Source organism: Streptomyces sp. NBC_01216 (genome assembly GCF_035994945.1).
Taxonomy (GTDB): Bacteria; Actinomycetota; Actinomycetes; order Streptomycetales; family Streptomycetaceae; genus Streptomyces.
Map to the genome: position 1 here is coordinate 531,975 of NZ_CP108677.1, position 17,858 is coordinate 549,832.

Consider the following 17,858-nt stretch of genomic DNA (forward strand, 5'->3'; position numbering starts at 1 on the left):
GCATGGCGTGTAACATAGCAATGTGAAATTGCACTGAGAAGCCCCAGGCGCCGTCAGTTTTCGCGTCCGCCACGACGGACGCCCCACCCGGCTTCCGTCCCGTGCCTCCACCCACACCACCCCTCTCACCCGGAGCTCTCATGACCGAGGCGTCCGCACGCCCGCACACCGTCAGCCACGATCTCCAGGTCCCCCCGGACCTCGCCGCCTTCATGGCGGAGGGCTGGGCGCCCTCCCCCCTGCCGGACGGGGCACGCGTGCCCGGAGCCGCGCTCACGCCCGCCCGCCGCGCGCGGCTGTCCGACCGGTTTCCCGGAGAGCGGCTGATCGTCGCCGCCGGCGAGCTGCGGGTCCGGTCCAACGACTGCGACCACCGCTTCCGCCCGCATTCGGCCTACGTCTGGCTCACCGGCCTGACCGGGGAGGACCAGGCCGGTCACGTGCTGGTCCTGGAGCCCGACGGCACCCGGGGGCACGAGGCCGTGCTGTACGTCCGGCCCCGCTCCCCACGCGACGGCGGCGAACGGGGGGAGGAGTTCTATCGCGACCGCCGCTACGGCGAGTTCTGGGTCGGTCGCCGCCCCGACCTCGCCGAGGCCGAACGCCTCACCGGCATCCGCTGCGCCCACCTCGACCGCCTCGGCCTGCTCGGCCCCGGCCGCGACGCCGCGACCGACCCCGAGCTCGCCACCGCCCTGAGCGAGCTGCGCCTGGTCAAGGACGCCTGGGAGGTCGCGCAGCTGCAGTCCGCCGTGGACCACACGACGACCGGGTTCGAGGACGTCGTACGGGCCCTGCCCCGGGCGCTCGCCCATCCGCGCGGCGAGCGCTGGATCGAGGGCGTCTTCGACCTGCGGGCCCGCGCCGAGGGCAACGGCACCGGCTACGAGACCATCGCGGCCTCCGGAGCGCACGCCTGCGTCCTGCACTGGACCCGCAACGACGGCCGGCTCCACCCCGGCGACCTGCTGCTGCTCGACGCGGGCGTGGAGACGGACACCCTCTACACCGCCGACATCACCCGCACGCTCCCGCTGTCCGGACGGTTCTCGTCCGTCCAGCGCCAGGTGTACGAACTGGTCCTGGCCGCCCAGGAGGCCGGGATCGCCGCCCTGCGCCCCGGCGGCGCCTACGGCGACTTCCACCGGGCCTGCGTCCGGGTGGTCGCCGAGGGCCTGGCGGACTGGGGCGTGCTCAAGAACCCTCGGGGCGAACTGCACCGGCGCTACACCCTCTGCAACAGCGGCCACATGCTGGGCCTGGACGTCCACGACTGCGCCCAGGCACGGTCGGAGACCTACGGCGAGGGAAGGCTGGAGGCGGGCCAGGTCCTGACCGTCGAACCCGGGCTCTACCTCCAGCCGGACGACGAGACGCTGCCCCCCGAGCTGCGCGGCATAGGCGTCCGCATCGAGGACGACCTGGTGATCACGGAGGACGGAGCGCGGCTCATGTCCGGCGCCCTGCCCCGCACCCCCGACGCGATCGAATCCTGGATGGGCGCGCTGACGGACGGCTGAACCAGGTGCCGGGAGCCCCGTACGCCCGGCGGTGCACGCGGGAGGCGCACCGCCGGGCGGGACGAAAACCGCTGCGGAGAGGGCGCGTCGGAAGCCTTGGCAAGCTCAGTGGCATGTGAAATATTACAGACGTGCCCACGAGACACTCCTCCGCGGCGCCCGACGTCATCGTCGTCGGCGCCGGCATGATCGGCTCCGCCTGTGCCTACTACGCCTGCCGCGCGGGCCTCTCCGTCACCGTGCTCGACCGGGGTCCGGTCGCGGGCGGTACGACCGGGGCGGGCGAGGGCAACCTCCTCGTCTCCGACAAGGCACCCGGCCCGGAACTCGAACTCGCCCTGCTCTCGCACCGGCTGTGGCACGAACTGCCGCGGGCCCTGCGGGCGGGGGCCGAGTTCGAGCCCAAGGGGGGCCTGGTGGTCGCCTCGGACGTGACGGGTCTGGAGGCGCTGCGCCACTTCGCCCAGGATCAGACCGGCTGGGGCGTCGCGGCGCACGAGGTCCCCGGCGACCGGCTCCACGACCTGGAGCCGCACCTCGCCGGGGGCCTCGCCGGTGCCTTCCACTACCCCCAGGACGCCCAGGTGCAGCCCGCGCTGGCCGCCGCCGCGATGCTGCGTGCCTCGGGGGCGGTGCTCCGGCTGGGCGAGGAGGTCACCGCGCTCCTCACCGGTCCGGACGGATCGGTGCGCGGGGTCCGCACGGCCTCCGGGGCCGAGGTGCACGCCCCCCACGTGGTGAACGCCGCGGGTGCCTGGGGCGGGACGCTCGCTCGGCTCGCCGGAACGGACCTGCCGGTCCTCCCCCGCCGCGGCTTCGTGCTGGTCACCGAGCCGCTGCCACCACTGATACGGCACAAGGTGTACGCGGCGGACTACGTCGCCGACGTCGCGAGCGACTCCGCGACGCTGCAGACATCGCCCGTCGTCGAGGGAACCCCGGCGGGCCCGGTGCTCATCGGCGCGAGCCGCGAACGGGTCGGGTTCGACCGCACCTTGTCCACGGAGGCACTCGGCCGTCTCGCCGCGGGCGCCGCCCGGCTGTTCCCGGTACTCGCCGGGGTGCGGGTCATGCGCGCGTACACGGGCTTCCGCCCGTACCTTCCGGACCATCTGCCGGCCATCGGCCCCGATCCCCGGGTCCCGGGGCTGCTGCACGCCTGCGGACACGAGGGCGCCGGGATCGGGCTGGCACCGGCCACCGGGCTGCTGATCTCCCGGTTCCTGACCGGGTCCGCCCTCGGGACGGACCCCCGCCCGTTCCGGCCGGAACGCTTCTCCCCCGGCTTCCCCGGGCCCCCTGACTCGCCCCGCCCGCCTGGCTCCGTCGCCGCCCCCGGCTCAGCGCACGCTCCGCGTCCCGAGGGTCCGGCGTCCGCCCCGGCCCCGGACGAGCCCGGGGAGCGGGCATGAACCCCGAGGTCCCGTCCACCGTCCTCCGAAGGCTGGGAGAGAGCATGTTCCGTCGGTCCGCACGCCGCGCGCGCCGCCCCCGTACCCCAGGGTCGCTCGTCGACGCGAGGCCGGTCGCGCCCATCCCGTTCACCTTCGACGGGCGGGCGGTGGACGCCCTGCCCGGCCAGTCGCTCGCCGCCGCGCTGTGGGGCGCGGGCATCACCGCCTGGCGCACCACGCGGATCGGCGGACGGCCGCGCGGCGCGTTCTGCGGGATCGGCCAGTGCTTCGACTGCCTGGTCACCGTCAACGGCGCCCCCAACCGCCGGGCCTGCCTGCTTCCGGCCGCGCCCGGCGACACCGTCACCACCCAGAAGGGACACGGCCGTGACGCCCTCGACACCCCCTGACGACGACTCCGTCCACCCCGGCCACGCGCCCTCCGAAGGCACGCCCGGCTCCCCGGGCACCACCTCCGCGCCGTACGACCTCGTGGTGGTCGGAGCGGGGCCCGCCGGACTCGCGGGAGCGGTCACGGCCGCCGAGCGAGGGCTCTCGGTGGCACTGCTCGACGGGGACGCACGGCTGGGCGGCCAGTTCTACCGGCATCCGGCTCCGGCCCTCGGGGCGGCGCGGCCCGACGCGCTGCACCACGACTGGCGGGCCTTCGCCGCGCTGCGCCGTCGGTGGGAGGCGGGCGACGGCGTCCACCTCGCGGAACACCACGTGTGGACGGTGGCGTCCGAACGGCTCGCCACCCCCGGCACAGGAGCCGCCGGAGCGTGCTGGGCGGTCCACGCGGTCACCGGCCCCGACGGGGACCGGGGGCGTCCGGTGACTGTGCGGGGGCGGGCCCTGCTGCTGGCGACCGGAGCGGCCGAACGTCATCTGCCCTTCCCCGGCTGGACCCTGCCCGGCGTGGTGGGTGCGGGCGGCGCACAGGCCCTGCTCAAGGCGGGGCTCGTCCTGCCCGGACGGCGGATCGTGGTCGCGGGCAGCGGCCCGCTGCTGCTCGCGGTGGCCTCGTCGCTGACGGCCGCGGGCGCCCGTGTCCCGGCCGTGGTCGAGGCGTCGGGCTATCTGGGCTACGCCCGCGCACCGGGAGTGGTGGCCTCGGTGCCCGAGAAGGCGGCCGAGGCCGTCGCACACCTCGCACCCCTGCTGCGGCACGGCGCGCACCCCTTTCCCCGGCACGCGGTGATCCGCGCGCACGGCGCGGACCGGGTCGAGGCGGTGACCGTCGCCCGGCTGGACCGCGACTGGCGACCGGTGCCCGGTACCGGACGCCGCCTCGACTGCGACGCGGTCGCCGTGGGACACGGGCTGGTGCCCCGGATCGAACTGGCCTCGGCGCTCGGCTGCGCCGTGCGCCGTGCCGCGGACGGCGCGGAGGCCCTCGTACTCGACACCGGGCAGGCGACCTCGGTGCCCGGAGTCTGGTCCGCGGGCGAGACCGCCGGCCCCGGCGGCTCCCGGCTGGCCCTGGCCGAGGGCGAGCTGGCGGGCCTGGCGGTGGTGCGGCGACTGCGCGGCACGGGGACCGGCGTGCCGCCCGCCCGGCTGCGGGCGCTGCTGCGCACCCGGGCGAGGCTCCGGGCCTTCGCCGGGCTGATGACGCGCGCGCACGCGCCGGGCGAGGGCTGGCCGGAGTGGCTCGACGACGCGACGGAGGTCTGCCGCTGCGAGGAGGTCACCGCCGGCCGTATCCGCGCGGCCGTCGACGGGCTCGGCGCCGGTGACGCCCGGTCGGTGAAGCTCCTCACCCGGGCCGGGATGGGCTGGTGCCAGGGACGGGTGTGCGGGGCGGCCGTCGCCTGCCTGGCGCGCCCGGGAACCGCGGGGCGGGCTCGGGGCGCGGCGGCGCTGCCCGCCTCACCCGAGCGGCGCACCCCGGCCGTGCCCGTGACGCTGGGCACCCTGGCGTCCCTGGCACCGGCGTCCCCACCCGGCCCCGCACCCGACCGGGACGGCGCGCCGGCCGACGAGCCGCTTCCGGCGCCGCGGCGGCCACACCACTGACCTCTCCGACGACAGCCGCCGGCCGCCGGGCACCCCCTCGGCGATCCGGCACCCCACCTTCCAGAAGGGCACCTCGTGACCGCCTCCCCCTCTTCCCCCGCCTCCCCGCGCTGGGCTCCTTCCCGGCCCTGGCGCGGCATCATGGTCGCCACCACCCTCCCCTTCAGGGGCGACCTCTCCGTCGACTTCGACGCCTACGCCGAGCACGTCCGGTGGCTCCTCGACCACGGCTGCGACGGGGTGGTGCCGAACGGTTCGCTCGGCGAGTACCAGACGCTGACCGCCGAGGAGCGGGCCCGGGTCGTCCGCACGGCCGTCGAGGCGGCCGGCGACGGCGCCCGGGTGATGCCGGGCGTCGCGGCCTACGGCAGTGCCGAGTCGCGCCGCTGGGCCGAACAGGCCGCCGAGGCGGGCTGCGGCTCCGTGCTGCTGCTGCCGCCCAACGCCTACCGCGCCGGCCCCGCGGCCGTCCGTGCCCACTACGCAGAGGTGGCCGCCGCGGGACTGCCGGTCGTCGCGTACAACAACCCGTACGACACCAAGGTCGACCTCACCCCGGACCTGCTCGCCGAACTGCACACCGCCGGGCACATCGTGGCGGTCAAGGAGTTCAGCGGTGACGTCCGCCGGGCCTACGAGATCGGCGAACTGGCCCCGGACCTCGATCTGCTGATCGGCGCCGACGACGTCCTGCTCGAACTGGCCGTCGCGGGCGCGGTCGGCTGGGTCGCCGGCTACCCGAACGCCTTCCCCGCCTCCTGCGCGGAGCTGTACCGGGCGGCCGTCTCCGGCGACCTGGAGCGGGCCCTGCCGATGTACCGGGCCCTGCACCCGCTGCTGCGCTGGGACTCCAAGACGGAGTTCGTGCAGTCGATCAAGCTCTCCATGGACATCGCCGGCCGACCCGGCGGCCCCTGCCGTCCGCCGCGCTCGCCCCTCGAAGGCGCGGTGGCCCACGAGGTGCGGGCCGCCAGCGAGAAGGCCGTCGCCGACGGCCGGCACTGAGCCCGCACCGGACCGAGAGGAGTCCCACGTTGCGTACCCGTCATGTGTTCCACGCCGTCGACTCGCACACCGAGGGCATGCCCACCCGGGTCGTCACCGGGGGCGTCGGGGTGATCCCCGGGGCCACGATGGCCGAGCGGCGACTGCACTTCACCGAGCACCTCGACCACCTCCGCACCCTGCTGATGTACGAGCCGCGGGGCCACGCCTCGATGAGCGGGGCGATCCTCCAGCCGCCCACGCGGCCGGACGCCGACTACGGCGTCCTCTACATCGAGGTCTCCGGACTGCTGCCGATGTGCGGGCACGGCACCATCGGAGTGGCGACCGTGCTGGTGGAGACGGGCATGGTCCCCGTCGTCGAGCCGGTCACCACCGTCCGCCTCGACACGCCGGCCGGTCTGGTACGGGCGGACGTACGGGTCGAGAACGGCGCCGCGAAGGCCGTGTCGCTCACCAACGTGCCCGCGTTCTGCGCCGCCCTGGACCGGGAGGTGAAGGTTCCCGGCCTCGGCACGGTCCGCTACGACCTGGCCTTCGGAGGCAACTTCTACGCCTTCGTCGAACTGGACGCGCTCGGCCTGCCGTTCGACCGTGGGCGGAAGGACGAGCTCCTCACGGCCGGGCTGGCGATCATGGCGGCGATCGACGAGACGGACCGGCCCGCGCATCCCGTCCACCCGGACATCGCCGGCGTCAGACACGTCTACCTCGCCGCGCCGGGTTCGGACGCCGTGCACTCGCGGCACGCCATGGCCATTCATCCCGGCTGGTTCGACCGGTCCCCGTGCGGCACCGGCACCTCCGCGCGGATGGCGCAGCTCCACGCGCGCGGACTGCTGCCGCTGGAACGGGACTTCGTCAACGAATCGTTCATCGGTACCCGGTTCACCGGCCGGCTGACCGAGGAGACCGAGGTGGGCGGGGCACCCGCGGTGGTGCCCGTCATCACCGGGCGGGCATGGATCACCGGCACCGCCCAGTACTTCCTCGACCCCGAAGACCCGTTCCCCGGAGGATTCCTGCTGTGACGTCCACGACCACCGTCCCGGGCTCCGGCTCCGGCTCCGATGTCATCCGGTCCGTGAACCCGGCTGACCCCTCCGACCTGGTGGTGGAGTGCGCCGCGTCCGGTGCCCGCGCCACCGTCGGCGCCGCCGAACGGGCGGGCGTCGCCCAGGCCGGCTGGCGGGCCGCCGGCGCCGGGGTCCGCTCGGCCGCGCTGGGCCGTGTCGCCGCCGCGGTCGAGGCCGCCGCCGAGGAGCTGGCCGCGCTCGCGGTCCGTGAGGTGGGCAAGCCCGTGGCGGAAGCCCGCGCCGAGGTCGCCCGGACCGTGGCGATCTGGCGGTACTACGCCCAGCTCGCGCACGATCCCGTCGGCGAGGTCCACGAACCGGCGCTCGGGCCGGGCCTGCTGATGACACGCCGTCGCCCCCGGGGAGTCGCCGGGCTGATCACCCCGTGGAACTTCCCCTACGCGATCCCCGGCTGGAAGGCGGCACCGGCCCTGGCCGCCGGCAACGCCGTCGTCCTCAAGCCCGCGCCGGAGGCGACGGCCTGCGCGCTGCGTCTGGCCGAACTCGTCGGGCGGGAACTGCCGGACGGGGTGTTCACGGTCGTGCCCGGCGGGGCGGCCGAGGGAGCCGCCCTGATCACGGCCTGCGACGCGCTCTCCTTCACGGGGTCCACGGCCGCCGGCCGCACCGTGATCCGCGCGGCGACCGAGCGCGGTGTGCCCGTGCAGGCGGAGATGGGCGGGCTCAACGCGGCGATCGTGCTGCCGGACGCCGACATCGGCCGGGCGGCGGCCGATCTCGCCGCCGCCGTCGCCGGGTACGCGGGGCAGAAGTGCACGGCGACCAGCCGGGTCATCGCGGTCGGCGCCGCCCGGAAGCCTCTGCGGGAGGCGCTCGTGGAGGCACTGCGCGGTCTGCCGGTGGGCGATCCGGCGCATCCGGCCACCGTCTGCGGCCCGTTGATCGGCCGGGCGGCCCGGGACCGGGTGCGGGCAGCCCCCGGCGGCCTGTCCGATCTCCTCCGGTGCGAGGGCCCGTCCTCGCCCGGCTGGTACGCGCCGCCGGTCCTGGTGGACGCGCCGGGGCCGGACCACGCGCTGCTCCGGGAGGAGGTCTTCGGCCCGGTGGCGGCGCTGCTGGCCGCGGCGGACCTCGACGACGCGGTGCGTATCGCCAACTCCGTTCCGTACGGACTGGTCACGTCGGTGCACACCTCGGACCTCGACGCGGCCCTGTACGGTCTGGACGGGCTCGACACCGGGATGGTCCGCGTCAACGCGCCGTCGACGGGTGTCGACTTCCACCTCCCGTTCGGTGGAACGAAGTCCTCCGGCCACGGGCCCCGTGAGCAAGGCAGGTCCGCGCTGGAGTTCTACACGTCCAGTCGCACCTACACTCTGTCACCCACCGTGAAAACGTGACATTGTACGCTGGTGCGGCGTCCGCCCCGAGAGCCGGGCGTCGGCGCGACGAGCGGAAGTCGGAGAACGGCACATGGGCCATCTGAAGCAGAGCCACCTCATCACCACCCGCGAGCGGCTGCGCGACCAGGTGGCGCACGCCCTGCGGGCCGCGTTGATATCGGGTGAACTGAAGCCGGGCCAGGTCTACTCGGCGCCGGGCCTGGCGGAGGACTTCGGGATCTCGGCGACCCCGGTCCGGGAGGCCATGCTCGATCTGGCGCGCGAGGGTCTGGTCGAGCCGGTGCGCAACAAGGGCTTCCGGGTCACCGAGGTCGACGAACGCGATCTCGACCAGTACACCGACATCCGGCTGCTCATCGAGGTGCCGACCGTCGGTCGGGTCACCCTGACCGCCGACCGGGAGGACCTGCGGGCGTTGCGGCCGATCGCCGAGGACATCGTGGCGGCGGCCCGTGCGCACGACCTCATCGGCTATCTGGAGTCCGACCGGCGCTTCCACCTCACGCTGCTGGGTCTGTCGGGCAACGAGCGGCTGGTCGAGACGGTCGGGGACCTGCGCAAGCGGTCCCGGCTCTACGGTCTGACGGCGCTGGACGAGCGGGGCGAGCTGCTGCCGTCGGCCGAGGAGCACCTGGAGCTGCTCGACCTGATGCTGGCGGGCGACGCGATGGGCGCGGAGGCGTGCATGGTCCGGCACCTCAGCCATGTCCGCTCGCTGTGGGCCCGGGGCGGTGCCGCTCGGCCGCCGGCGGAGTGACGCCGACGGTCCGGGGCGCTCCCCGGACGCTCAGTGGACCGCCCGCTCCCGGAGTGTGGACCGCCAGGCCGGAACGGGTTCCTCCGGGTCCGCCTCCGCTCCGCGTCCGCCGCGGGCGAAGAAGTCGGCGAGCGGCAGGAGCGCGGCTCCGACGGTGACGGCGTCCGGGCCCAGGGTGCCGAGCGCGACGCGGACCCGGGCGGCGGGGTACGCCAGGGCGTAGGCCGTGGCGTGGGCCCGGACGGCGTCCAGGAACCGGACGCCCAGCTGGATACCCGCCCAGCCGCCGACGAGGATGCGCTCGGGCTGGAAGAGGTTGATCAGGTCCGAGAAGCCCGCGCCGAGGTACTCGGCGGTCTCCTCCAGCACGGCGAGGGCCGTCGCGTCGGGCTCGGGGGCGGCGCCGCCATCGGCCGGGGACGGGTACGCGGCGGCGAGCATCGCGGTCAGCGCGGTCTCCTCGTCCGCGCCGGCGGGCGGCTCGCCGCCCGCCTCCACCCAGCGTTCCACGAGGGCCTCGGCTCCCGCGTACGCCTCCAGGCACCCGCGGGCACCACACCGGCAGCGCCGGCCGCGCACCCGCACGGTCAGGTGCCCCCACTCCACCGCGCGACCGGACCGCGTGTCGTCGGTGACGACGCACGCGCCGACACCCGAGCCGAAGAGCACCACCACGGCGTTGTCCGCGCCGCGCCCGGCGCCGAACCACATCTCCGCCTGGCCGAGCGTCTTGGCTCCGTTGTCGATGTAGTACGGCACGCTCTCGGGCAGCCGCACGGACGCGCGGAGCAGCCGCTCCAGCGGCACCGCGTCCCAGCCGATGGTCTGGCCGTGCACCACGGCGCCGTCCTCGGGCGTCCCGGCGACGATGCCGGGCACGCCGACGCCCACGCCGAGGAGCCGGTCGGTCTCGATCCCGGCCAGGTCGAGCACCTCGGCGATGCCCTCGCGGAGATGGCCGACGACGACACCGACGTCGTAGCGGTCCGTGCGGCGCGGCCCGTCGGACTCCAGGGGCCTCTCCACCCGGGCGAGTTCGGTGAGGGCGAGGTCGAAGAGTTCGACGCGTATCCGGGTCTCCCCGACGTCGACGCCGATCATGTAGCCGCTGTCCGGTCTGATCCGGAGCAGCGTGCGGGGGCGCCCACCCGCGGAGTCGACGCTTCCGGCCTCCTCCACCAGTCCCTCGGCGACCAGTTCGGCCACCACGTTGCTCACGGAGCCCGAGCTGAGTCCCGTGACGGGGCCCAGCGAGAAGCGACTGAGCGGCCCGTCGAAGTACAACCGCCGCAATACCGCGGTGCGGTTCTCACGCCGCAGGTCACGCACCGTACGACCACTGCGCACTGTCACCGCGCCCCCTCGTCTTGAGTCCTTGCAGGCAACATACCGCTGTCGCACCCCTTGGCGCGACCTTCGCTTGACGTTTAACTCACATCCTAAATTAAGCCGTGAGAGACTTCGGGAACCGAACGCGGGAATGACGCGGGACGACGCTCCCGTCCCTCCCCGGTGATCCGCCACTCCACGAAAGGCCCCTGGAGTCATGCGCAGAATCAGAGCCCGGCAGCCGGCGCCGTCACCCTCTCCCTCGTCCTCACCGCCGCCGCGTGCGGAGGCGGCACGGGCGGCACCGACGCGGCCGGCGGACGGTCCGGCACCCTCACCTACTGGGCCTCCAACCAGGGGGCCGGACTGGAGGTCGACAAGCGGGTGCTGCGGCCCGAACTCGACCGGTTCGAGAAGGAGACGGGCATCAAGGTGCGGCTGGAGGTCATCGCCTGGCCCGGCCTCAGCAGGACCCCGCCTTCGACACGCCCGCGCTCGCCGTCCTGCGCGACACGCTCGCCTCCAGCGCCGCCGCCCTGCCCCAGGTCCCGGAGGAGTCACAGTTCGAGACCGTCGTGGGCACCGCCGTCAAGGAACTCTTCGCGGACGCCGCGGCCGGCCGGTCACGACCGAGTCGGTGCGCGCCAAGCTCGACAAGGCCCGGCAGCAGATGCCCGGGACGCGACCGCGGCCGCCACGGCGCCGCGCGTGGCGGCCGGGCCGCGTCGCCCTTCCTGCTCGTGTTCGCTCGGCACCCGGGGCTGAGCGCCCGGCGGTCCGGGTCCGGGCCCCTGCCCCGCTCCCGCGGGGGTAGGGGCCCATCTCGGCGTGCGGTGAGCCGGACCTGTCGGCGGGTGACGGCCTGTCGGGCCGTCCGGGGCCGCTTGTCCGGCGGACATGCGGAAGCCTCCGGCCCGAGGGCCGGGGGCAGGGGGCAGGGGTGCGAGCTGTGGACGGGGCGGGGCCCGGGGCCAGGGGGCGTGGTGCCCCCGGCCGTCGGGGTCAGGGAGAGGAGACGACCGTGGACGGCACCGTCGACGTGCCCGAGGTCGGGGCGCCGGTGTCGTTGATGACGTGGTCGTACTGGCCGTTCCCGCTCAGCGAGACGACGAGCAGGCTGTGGAAGCGGACTCCGGGTTTCACCGGCGCCTTGAACCCATGGGCCTGACGGATCGTCGGGTCCACGTTGTAGTAGCAGTAGCTGCCCATACCCCAGCCCTCGTGGGTGTCGACGGAGTCGTCGACCCGGTACGCGGCGTATCCCCTCGTCGTTCCGTTCTGGACGGCGGCCTGGTCGGGCGCGTCGTACGCCTTCTCGTTCTGGAAGAAGATCGTCCGGCCGCGTTCGCCGTACCAGTCGACGTCGTACTTGTTGAAGTGTTCGACGAACAGGCCGGTGGCCAGCACGTCGTCACCTTCGACGCGTACGCCGTAGTCGGCCCGGTTGGTCTCCCAGCCGACGCCTTCGCCGTGATCGGCCCGCCACACCCAGGTGTGGTCGATGATGGTGTCGTCGCTGTTGACCACCATGCCGGTCGTGGCCTTGCCGGGACCGGCGCCGCCGACGCGGATGTAGACGTCCTGGACGGTGGTGGGGTCGGCCGCGTGGTCAACGGAGGCGTTCGCCGGACCGATCTCCAGCAGGGTCGGGGAGTTGACGGGACCGGCGTCGACGAGGAAGCCGGCGAGGCGTACCCCGTCGACGTCGGCTACGCGCATCGCGGTGACCCCGTTGTCCGGGATCAGGGTGGCGAGGCCGAGGCCCAGGACGATGGTGTTCGCCCGGTTCACCTCGATCGTCCGGTCGACGTGGTAGATCCCGGGTGTGAACAGCAGGTGCAGTCCTTGCGCGAGCGCCGTGTTCATGGTGGCCGCCGTGGTGCCCGGTTTGACGACGTAGAACCGGCTCAGCGGGATCGACGCGCCTGGCGGGTTGCCGTCGGCCCAGGTGGTGCCGCGCGCGTTGACGCGCTTGGTCGGGGCGAAGACCTTGAACTCGTCTCCGTCGAGGTAGAGGAAGGGCTTCTCCCGCGAGACCGGCGTCGTGTCCAGGGTGGTGTAGCGCGGCTCGGGAAAGCTGGTGGCGGGTGCGCCCTCGACACCCGAGAAGGTCATGTTCCAGACGCTGTTGGTCCAGCCCCCGACCGTACTGTCACGGGTGTACCACTGCTGCTGGGAGTACGGACCGACGGTGCCGTCGATCCTGCTGTCGGCGATGTAGCCGCCGCTCGCCCAGCCGTATCCGGCGGGAGCGAGGTTGAGGCCGCCCTTGACGTGCATGCGGCGGAAGGAGGCCGCCTGGGCGACCGCCCAGCGGTTGGTGCCGTTCACCGGGGCGACCGCCAGGTTCTCGGCGGAGCGCCAGAAGTTCTGGGTGGCGTTGCCGCCGAACCAGCCCGCGTCGACCGTGACGTCCCCGTTGATGGTGGTGTCGTCCGGACGCAGACCGAGGCCGGCGATCTGGGTGTAGAAGCCGATCTGGGCGTTGAGGTTCCCGTAGGTGCCCGGCTTGAAGAGGAGCGCGTGCCGGCCGCTGCCGAACTGCGCCGTCTCCTGCTCCTGGAAGATCTGGTCGAGCGTGCCCTGGATGCCCGGCGTGGACGGGTCGAAGACGTGCACGTGGGGACCGAGGTCGCCGCCGCCGGGCAGGGTGGGGCCGCCGCCCGTGGTGCCGTAGACCTGGAACTCCCAGAGGGAGTAGCCGTATCCGGTGGCGCGGGTGGTGCCGTGGACGCGGACGTGTCGGGCGGTCCCGGAGACGGCGATGCTCTCGGTGCCGCCGGTCCCGGTGGTGGTGGAGTAGGCGGTCGTCCAGCCGGCGCCGTCGGTGGACAGCTCGACGCGGTAGGCCGTGGCGTACGCGGTCTCCCACCGCAGCTCGACCCGCTCCACGGCGGCGGGGGCGCCGAGGTCGACCTGGATCCACTGTGGGTCCGAGAACGCGCTGGACCAGCGCGTTCCGTTGTCGCCGTCGACGGCGGCGGCAGCGGGGGTGCCGCCGTTCTCCTGGCTGGAGGCCGTGACGGGCCTGCCCTGGGACAGCAGGACGGGCGCGGCCTGTGCGGCGGGCACCGGCAGCAGGACGAAGAGGGCGGCCACGAGGACGCCGACGGCGACGAGGGCGAGGGCGAGTACACGGCGCCTTGGGGCGCGTGATCCGCGTGGCGGTTCGGCCACCGCGTGGATGCCGAGGGAAGGCATGAAGGAGGCTCCTTGGAAAGGGAGTTCGGGGATCGGCGGAGGTGCGGGAGAGCGCTCTCCTGGCACCTTGCCCGGCCTCCCAGTCCGGGTCAATGAGCCGACACGGCTTTTCTTATGTCTTTCATTAAGCCGGTGACCGCTGGGGGCGGAAGGCGCCGGATCGACCTCGTAGGCGGGGGCCTGCTCGGTTGATGCGGCAACGCCGCGAGCCGCCGTGCCGGGTTTCGGGACAGGGCGCACCTCACCTGACGCGGCGCTAGGTTGTGCGGCATGAGCAACCTTGACCGTCAGGCGGAACCGAGCGTGTGCGGGGGGCGCGGCTTCGTCGTCGCCGAACCCGTCCGTGAGCTCCTGAGCCCCCGCCGCGTACAGCTCGGCGAGTCGACGGAAGTCCGTCGCCTCCTTCCGAACCTCGGCCGCCGCATGATCGGGGCCTGGGCCTTCGTCGACCACTACGGTCCCGACGACATCGCCGACGAGCCGGGGATGCAGGTGCCGCCGCATCCTCACATGGGGCTGCAGACCGTCAGCTGGCTCCATGACGGTGAGGTCCTCCATCGGGACAGCACGGGCAGCCTCCGGACGATCAGGCCGCGTGAGCTGGGCCTGATGACCTCGGGCCGGGCGATCTCACACTCGGAGGAGAGCCCCCGGCCGCACGCACGTCTCCTGCACGGCGCACAGCTCTGGGTCGCCCTGCCGGACGCGCACCGGCATGTCGAACCGCACTTCGAGCACCACGCCGAACTCCCCACCGTGACGGCCCCGGGCCTCACGGTCACCGTGATCCTGGGCGACGTCGACGGCACGACGTCACCGGGGACCACGTACACCCCGCTCGTCGGGGCCGATCTCACACTGGCGGCCGGCACCGAGACGCGACTCCCCCTGGTGCCCGACTTCGAGTACGGCGTGCTGTCGATGTCCGGGGAAGCGCACGTCGACGGAGTACCGGTGCTGCCCGGTTCGATGCTCTATCTCGGGTGTGGGCGGGGTGAGCTGCCGCTGCGTGCCGCCTCGGACGCCGCGGTCATGCTGCTCGGCGGTGAGCCCTTCGAGGAGGAGCTGATCATGTGGTGGAACTTCGTGGGGCGCACGGACGAGGAGATCCGCCAGGCCCGCGAGGACTGGATGACGGGCCATCGCTTCGGCGAGGTCCGGGGTTACCAGGGCGCCCCGCTCCCCGCGCCGGAGCTCCCCACGACGCGACTCAGGTCCCGCGGCCGGGTGCGCTGAACCGCGGCTCCCGCCCTGGCGCCGTCCCACGGCGCCCCAGGGCCGCCCCGCGCGGACGCGCGCGGCGGCCCTGGGGCCCGTCGCGGGCTCTCAGGCGTTCGTCAGCATGGCGACCGACGTGCCGCGCCGTTGTGCCCAGGTGTCGAGTGCGGTGGCGCAGGCGTGGTCGAGGTGGCGGACCTCGGTGAGGTCGAGTGCGACGGGCCTGTCCCGCGGGACCGCCTCCAGCGTCTCCAGCAGCCGCGGCAGGCGCAGGAACGTGGCCGACCCGGTGATGGACACGATGAGGCGGCCGTCGGGCAGTTCGCGCACGCCGACCTGGACCTGCGAGGTTTCCCAGGCGCACTTGACGACGGCCAGCAGCAGGCCGAGGAGCACGCCCTCGAACATGCCGACCGCGACGATGGACAGGGCCGTGGCGGTCAGTACCAGCACCTCGCCCCGGTGCCCGCGCCACAGCGCAAGGAGGTCTCCGGTGGGGACGAGCTTGCAGCCGGCGTGGACCAGGACTCCGGCGAGCGCGGCCAGCGGGATGACGCCGATGGCCGCCGGGAGCAGGGCCGCGAACAGGACCAGCCACAGTCCGTGGAGGACACGGGAGAGCTTCGTCCTGGCACCGGCCTGGACGTTCGCGGAGCTGCGGACGATGACGGCGGTGAGCGGCAGTGCGCCGAGCGCGCCGCACAGGGTGTTGCCCACTCCCTGTGCCATCAGTTCCTTGTCGTATTCGGTACCCCGGCCGTCGTGCATCCGGTCGACGGCGGCGGCGCTGAACAGGCTCTCGGCCGAGGCGATCAGGGCGAAGGCGAGCACGGTGCCGAGCGCGGCGAGGCTCGCCAGCGAGGCGAAGGCGGAGGTGCCGGGTGGCTGCACGGCCGAGAGCAGCCCCTGCACCTGGACCCGGGGTACGGACCAGCCGGCGAGCGTGGCGACGGCCGTGGCCAGGGCCACCGCGGCGAGGGGCGCGGGGACGACCCGGACGCGACCCGGCAGCTTCTTCCAGAGGACCAGGACGGCGATGGTCCCCAGGCCGAGTGCCGAGGCGGTCAGCGCCCGCGGGGAGGCGAGGGTGTCGACCAGCAGCCCGGGGACGCCGAGGATCTTCTCGAAGCCGGACCGGGGCTGCTCCAGGCCGGCCATCGTGTAGAGCTGGCCGAAGATCAGCACGAGGCCGATCCCCGCGAGCATGCCCTGGACGACGGACACGGAGATGGCGCGGAAGACGCGGCCGAACCGCAGCGCCCCCAGACCGATCTGGACGAGTCCGGAGACCAGGACGATGGCCCCCAGGGCGGCGAGGCCGAAGGTCTGCACGGCCTCGTGGACGAGCACGGTCAGACCCGCGGCCGGGCCGCTGACCTGGAGGCTGCTGCCGGGCAGGACTCCCACGACGAGCCCTCCGACGATGCCGGTGATCAGGCCCAGTTCGGCGGGGACTCCCGAGGCGACGGCGACACCGACGCACAGAGGCAGGGCGACCAGGAAGACGACCAGGGACGCCAGGACGTCACGGCGTACGCCGGCGTCTGTGAGAGGGAATGACATCAGCGGCTTTCCTCGGGGTGCGGAGGTGGGAGGGGGCTGCGGCGGCAGGGCGCGGGCGACGGGTTCACAACGGCCGGAAGGAATCGCCGGCGGCGTCGTAGGCCCGCACGGAACCCGTGTGGACCTCGTAGTACCAGGCGTGCAGCGACGGGGCTCCCTCCGTGACCCGCTCCGCCACGCGGGGGTGCGCGCGCAGGCGCCGGAGCTGGTTGAGCGCGTGGTCCTGCACGGACGCGGCGAGATCGGGGAGGTGGTCAGGGCCTCCCGCGGGGCGCGGGGTCGCGTGCTCCAGCCAGCCCCGGACGGCGGGGACGGCGGAGAGGTCCTCGGACCGGACGAGCGCCCCGACCGCTCCGCAGTGGGAGTGGCCGCAGACGACGATGTCCCGGACTCCGAGCACCTCCACCGCGTACTCGATGGTGGCGGCCTCCGCGCAGGGCCGGCCGGCACCGTACTCGGGCACGACGTTGCCGGCGGTGCGGAGTTCGAAGAGCTCGCCGGGCCGCGCGCCCGTGATGAGCGAAGGCACCACCCGCGAGTCGGAGCAGGTGATGAACAGGGCCTCGGGGCTCTGGCCCGACTCCAGGGCGCGGAACTCCTCGGCGTGGTCGGCCACATGGGCGGTGAAGGAACGCGCCCGGTCGAACAGGGATGTCATGGGGACCTCTCCAGGGGTCGGTGTGTGCGGGACGTACGGTGCGAGGAAGCGGGGGATTTCCGCCGTCACCGGGCAGCGGCATATTCGCTCGGGAAAGGCTTCGGTCGGTGCGCCCCCGCACTCCGCTCCCGGTGCCGCGTCAGGCAGCCTTCGCCCCGTCGCGCGAACGTCTCCTGACACGGCACCCGCGAAGGGAGCACACGGCGGGGCGGGCGCCCCGGGGCGCGGAAGACGCCCTGAGACGGGTGCGCACCGGGGAATTCCGGCGGAGTACGGATGCACGGTTCCGGAGGATGTCTCAAAAACGCGGAGATCTGTCGCATTCTCACGTGCACCGCCGCCACGGTGGCCGACAACCGTCGACCTTTACGCATCTATGGCCGAAAGAATGCGAAGGCCGATCAGCCGCGACCAGAGACGAGTGCTTTACCCACAGATTACCTTGCAGTGCAGGTCAAGGGATCGTCAAGTACCCTGTGGATCGCGGCATTTTCCGGTGGATCGTCTGAGCATCCGCAGGGATCCCGCCCGTCCCGCTCCACGGCCCGCCGCAGACTCACAGCACCCATCGCGACGCATGCCGACCCGAGAAACCCCTGATCGAAGGGGACTCGCGACAGCGGGCGGAGTGGAGCGGCACGGAGGGCGACAAGGGGACCCGGAGACGCGAGATCTGTCTCAAATCGCCCCGCCGGACCGCACTTGTGTCTTGATGGCATCGCCCGCATTGCCCTTCATTGACAGTGACTTGGTC

Annotated in this window: 13 protein-coding genes and 2 pseudogenes; 11 read left to right on the forward strand and 4 right to left on the reverse strand. The window is 73.6% G+C overall.

The features are described from left to right. Positions 1-140: 140 nt before the first annotated feature. The 8 genes from OG393_RS02300 to OG393_RS02335 all read left to right on the forward strand — a co-directional run bounded on the left by OG393_RS02300 (position 141) and on the right by OG393_RS02335 (position 9,135). Entirely contained in the window at positions 141-1,520 is a 1,380-nt protein-coding gene (locus OG393_RS02300) for an aminopeptidase P family protein (protein ID WP_327372833.1), read from the forward strand. A 131-nt stretch (positions 1,521-1,651) separates the two neighbouring features. Next, on the forward strand, positions 1,652-2,932 hold the full coding sequence (locus tag OG393_RS02305) for an NAD(P)/FAD-dependent oxidoreductase (protein WP_327372834.1): 1,281 nt from the start codon (positions 1,652-1,654) through the stop codon (positions 2,930-2,932). 44 nt (positions 2,933-2,976) lie between these two features. Further along, a complete protein-coding gene (locus OG393_RS02310; protein ID WP_327378281.1) occupies positions 2,977-3,324 on the forward strand; it encodes a (2Fe-2S)-binding protein in 348 nt (115 codons plus the stop codon). 82 nt (positions 3,325-3,406) lie between these two features. Then, a complete protein-coding gene (locus OG393_RS02315; protein WP_327378282.1) occupies positions 3,407-4,933 on the forward strand; it encodes an FAD/NAD(P)-dependent oxidoreductase in 1,527 nt (508 codons plus the stop codon). A gap of 141 nt (positions 4,934-5,074) precedes the next feature. After that, entirely contained in the window at positions 5,075-5,938 is an 864-nt protein-coding gene (locus OG393_RS02320) for a dihydrodipicolinate synthase family protein (RefSeq protein ID WP_327378283.1), read from the forward strand. Between the two features lie 29 nt (positions 5,939-5,967). After that, positions 5,968-6,969, forward strand: coding sequence for a proline racemase family protein (locus tag OG393_RS02325; protein ID WP_327372835.1), 1,002 nt, complete (start codon positions 5,968-5,970; stop codon positions 6,967-6,969). Next, complete coding sequence (locus tag OG393_RS02330; RefSeq protein ID WP_327372836.1) at positions 6,966-8,375, forward strand: aldehyde dehydrogenase family protein; 1,410 nt, start codon at positions 6,966-6,968, stop codon at positions 8,373-8,375. The genes OG393_RS02325 and OG393_RS02330 overlap by 4 nt, the downstream gene beginning before the upstream one ends. Positions 8,376-8,448: 73 nt before the next feature. Further along, positions 8,449-9,135, forward strand: a complete 687-nt coding sequence (locus OG393_RS02335; RefSeq protein WP_327372837.1) for a GntR family transcriptional regulator — start codon at positions 8,449-8,451, stop codon at positions 9,133-9,135. Between the two features lie 30 nt (positions 9,136-9,165). Here the strand turns inward: OG393_RS02335 and OG393_RS02340 are convergent, their stop codons facing one another. Beyond that, complete coding sequence (locus OG393_RS02340; protein ID WP_327372838.1) at positions 9,166-10,488, reverse strand: ROK family protein; 1,323 nt, start codon at positions 10,486-10,488, stop codon at positions 9,166-9,168. Between the two features lie 193 nt (positions 10,489-10,681). Between OG393_RS02340 and OG393_RS35390 the strand changes: the two are divergent. Then, positions 10,682-10,929: pseudogene (locus OG393_RS35390) on the forward strand (sugar ABC transporter substrate-binding protein); the annotation flags it as partial. Continuing rightward, positions 10,929-11,140: pseudogene (locus OG393_RS02345) on the forward strand (sugar ABC transporter substrate-binding protein); the annotation flags it as partial. The pseudogenes OG393_RS35390 and OG393_RS02345, both read left to right, overlap by 1 nt. A 326-nt stretch (positions 11,141-11,466) precedes the next feature. Here OG393_RS02345 and OG393_RS02350 read toward each other — a convergent pair. Then, on the reverse strand, positions 11,467-13,665 hold the full coding sequence (locus OG393_RS02350) for a discoidin domain-containing protein (protein ID WP_327372839.1): 2,199 nt from the start codon (positions 13,663-13,665) through the stop codon (positions 11,467-11,469). 270 nt (positions 13,666-13,935) lie between these two features. Between OG393_RS02350 and OG393_RS02355 the strand changes: the two genes are divergently transcribed. Then, on the forward strand, positions 13,936-14,901 hold the full coding sequence (locus tag OG393_RS02355) for a pirin family protein (protein WP_327372840.1): 966 nt from the start codon (positions 13,936-13,938) through the stop codon (positions 14,899-14,901). A 90-nt stretch (positions 14,902-14,991) separates the two neighbouring features. Here the strand turns inward: OG393_RS02355 and OG393_RS02360 are convergent, their stop codons facing one another. After that, on the reverse strand, positions 14,992-16,446 hold the full coding sequence (locus tag OG393_RS02360; protein WP_327372841.1) for a SulP family inorganic anion transporter: 1,455 nt from the start codon (positions 16,444-16,446) through the stop codon (positions 14,992-14,994). Between the two features lie 64 nt (positions 16,447-16,510). Beyond that, the gene (locus tag OG393_RS02365) at positions 16,511-17,104 is read right to left on the reverse strand and encodes a carbonic anhydrase (RefSeq protein ID WP_327372842.1); all 594 of its coding nucleotides are present in this window, start codon (positions 17,102-17,104) and stop codon (positions 16,511-16,513) included. Positions 17,105-17,858 lie beyond the last annotated feature (754 nt).

Excerpts from the sequence above, each read along its gene's own strand:
- OG393_RS02300 (WP_327372833.1), top strand. The coding sequence starts at position 141 with ATGACCGAGGCGTCCGCACGCCCGCACACCGTCAGCCACGATCTCCAG.
- OG393_RS02310 (WP_327378281.1), top strand. The coding sequence starts at position 2,977 with ATGTTCCGTCGGTCCGCACGCCGCGCGCGCCGCCCCCGTACCCCAGGG.
- OG393_RS02320 (WP_327378283.1), top strand. The coding sequence starts at position 5,075 with ATGGTCGCCACCACCCTCCCCTTCAGGGGCGACCTCTCCGTCGACTTC.
- OG393_RS02335 (WP_327372837.1), top strand. The coding sequence starts at position 8,449 with ATGGGCCATCTGAAGCAGAGCCACCTCATCACCACCCGCGAGCGGCTG.
- OG393_RS02350 (WP_327372839.1), bottom strand. The coding sequence starts at position 13,665 with ATGCCTTCCCTCGGCATCCACGCGGTGGCCGAACCGCCACGCGGATCA.
- OG393_RS02355 (WP_327372840.1), top strand. The coding sequence starts at position 13,936 with ATGAGCAACCTTGACCGTCAGGCGGAACCGAGCGTGTGCGGGGGGCGC.
- OG393_RS02360 (WP_327372841.1), bottom strand. The coding sequence starts at position 16,446 with ATGTCATTCCCTCTCACAGACGCCGGCGTACGCCGTGACGTCCTGGCG.
- OG393_RS02365 (WP_327372842.1), bottom strand. The coding sequence starts at position 17,104 with ATGACATCCCTGTTCGACCGGGCGCGTTCCTTCACCGCCCATGTGGCC.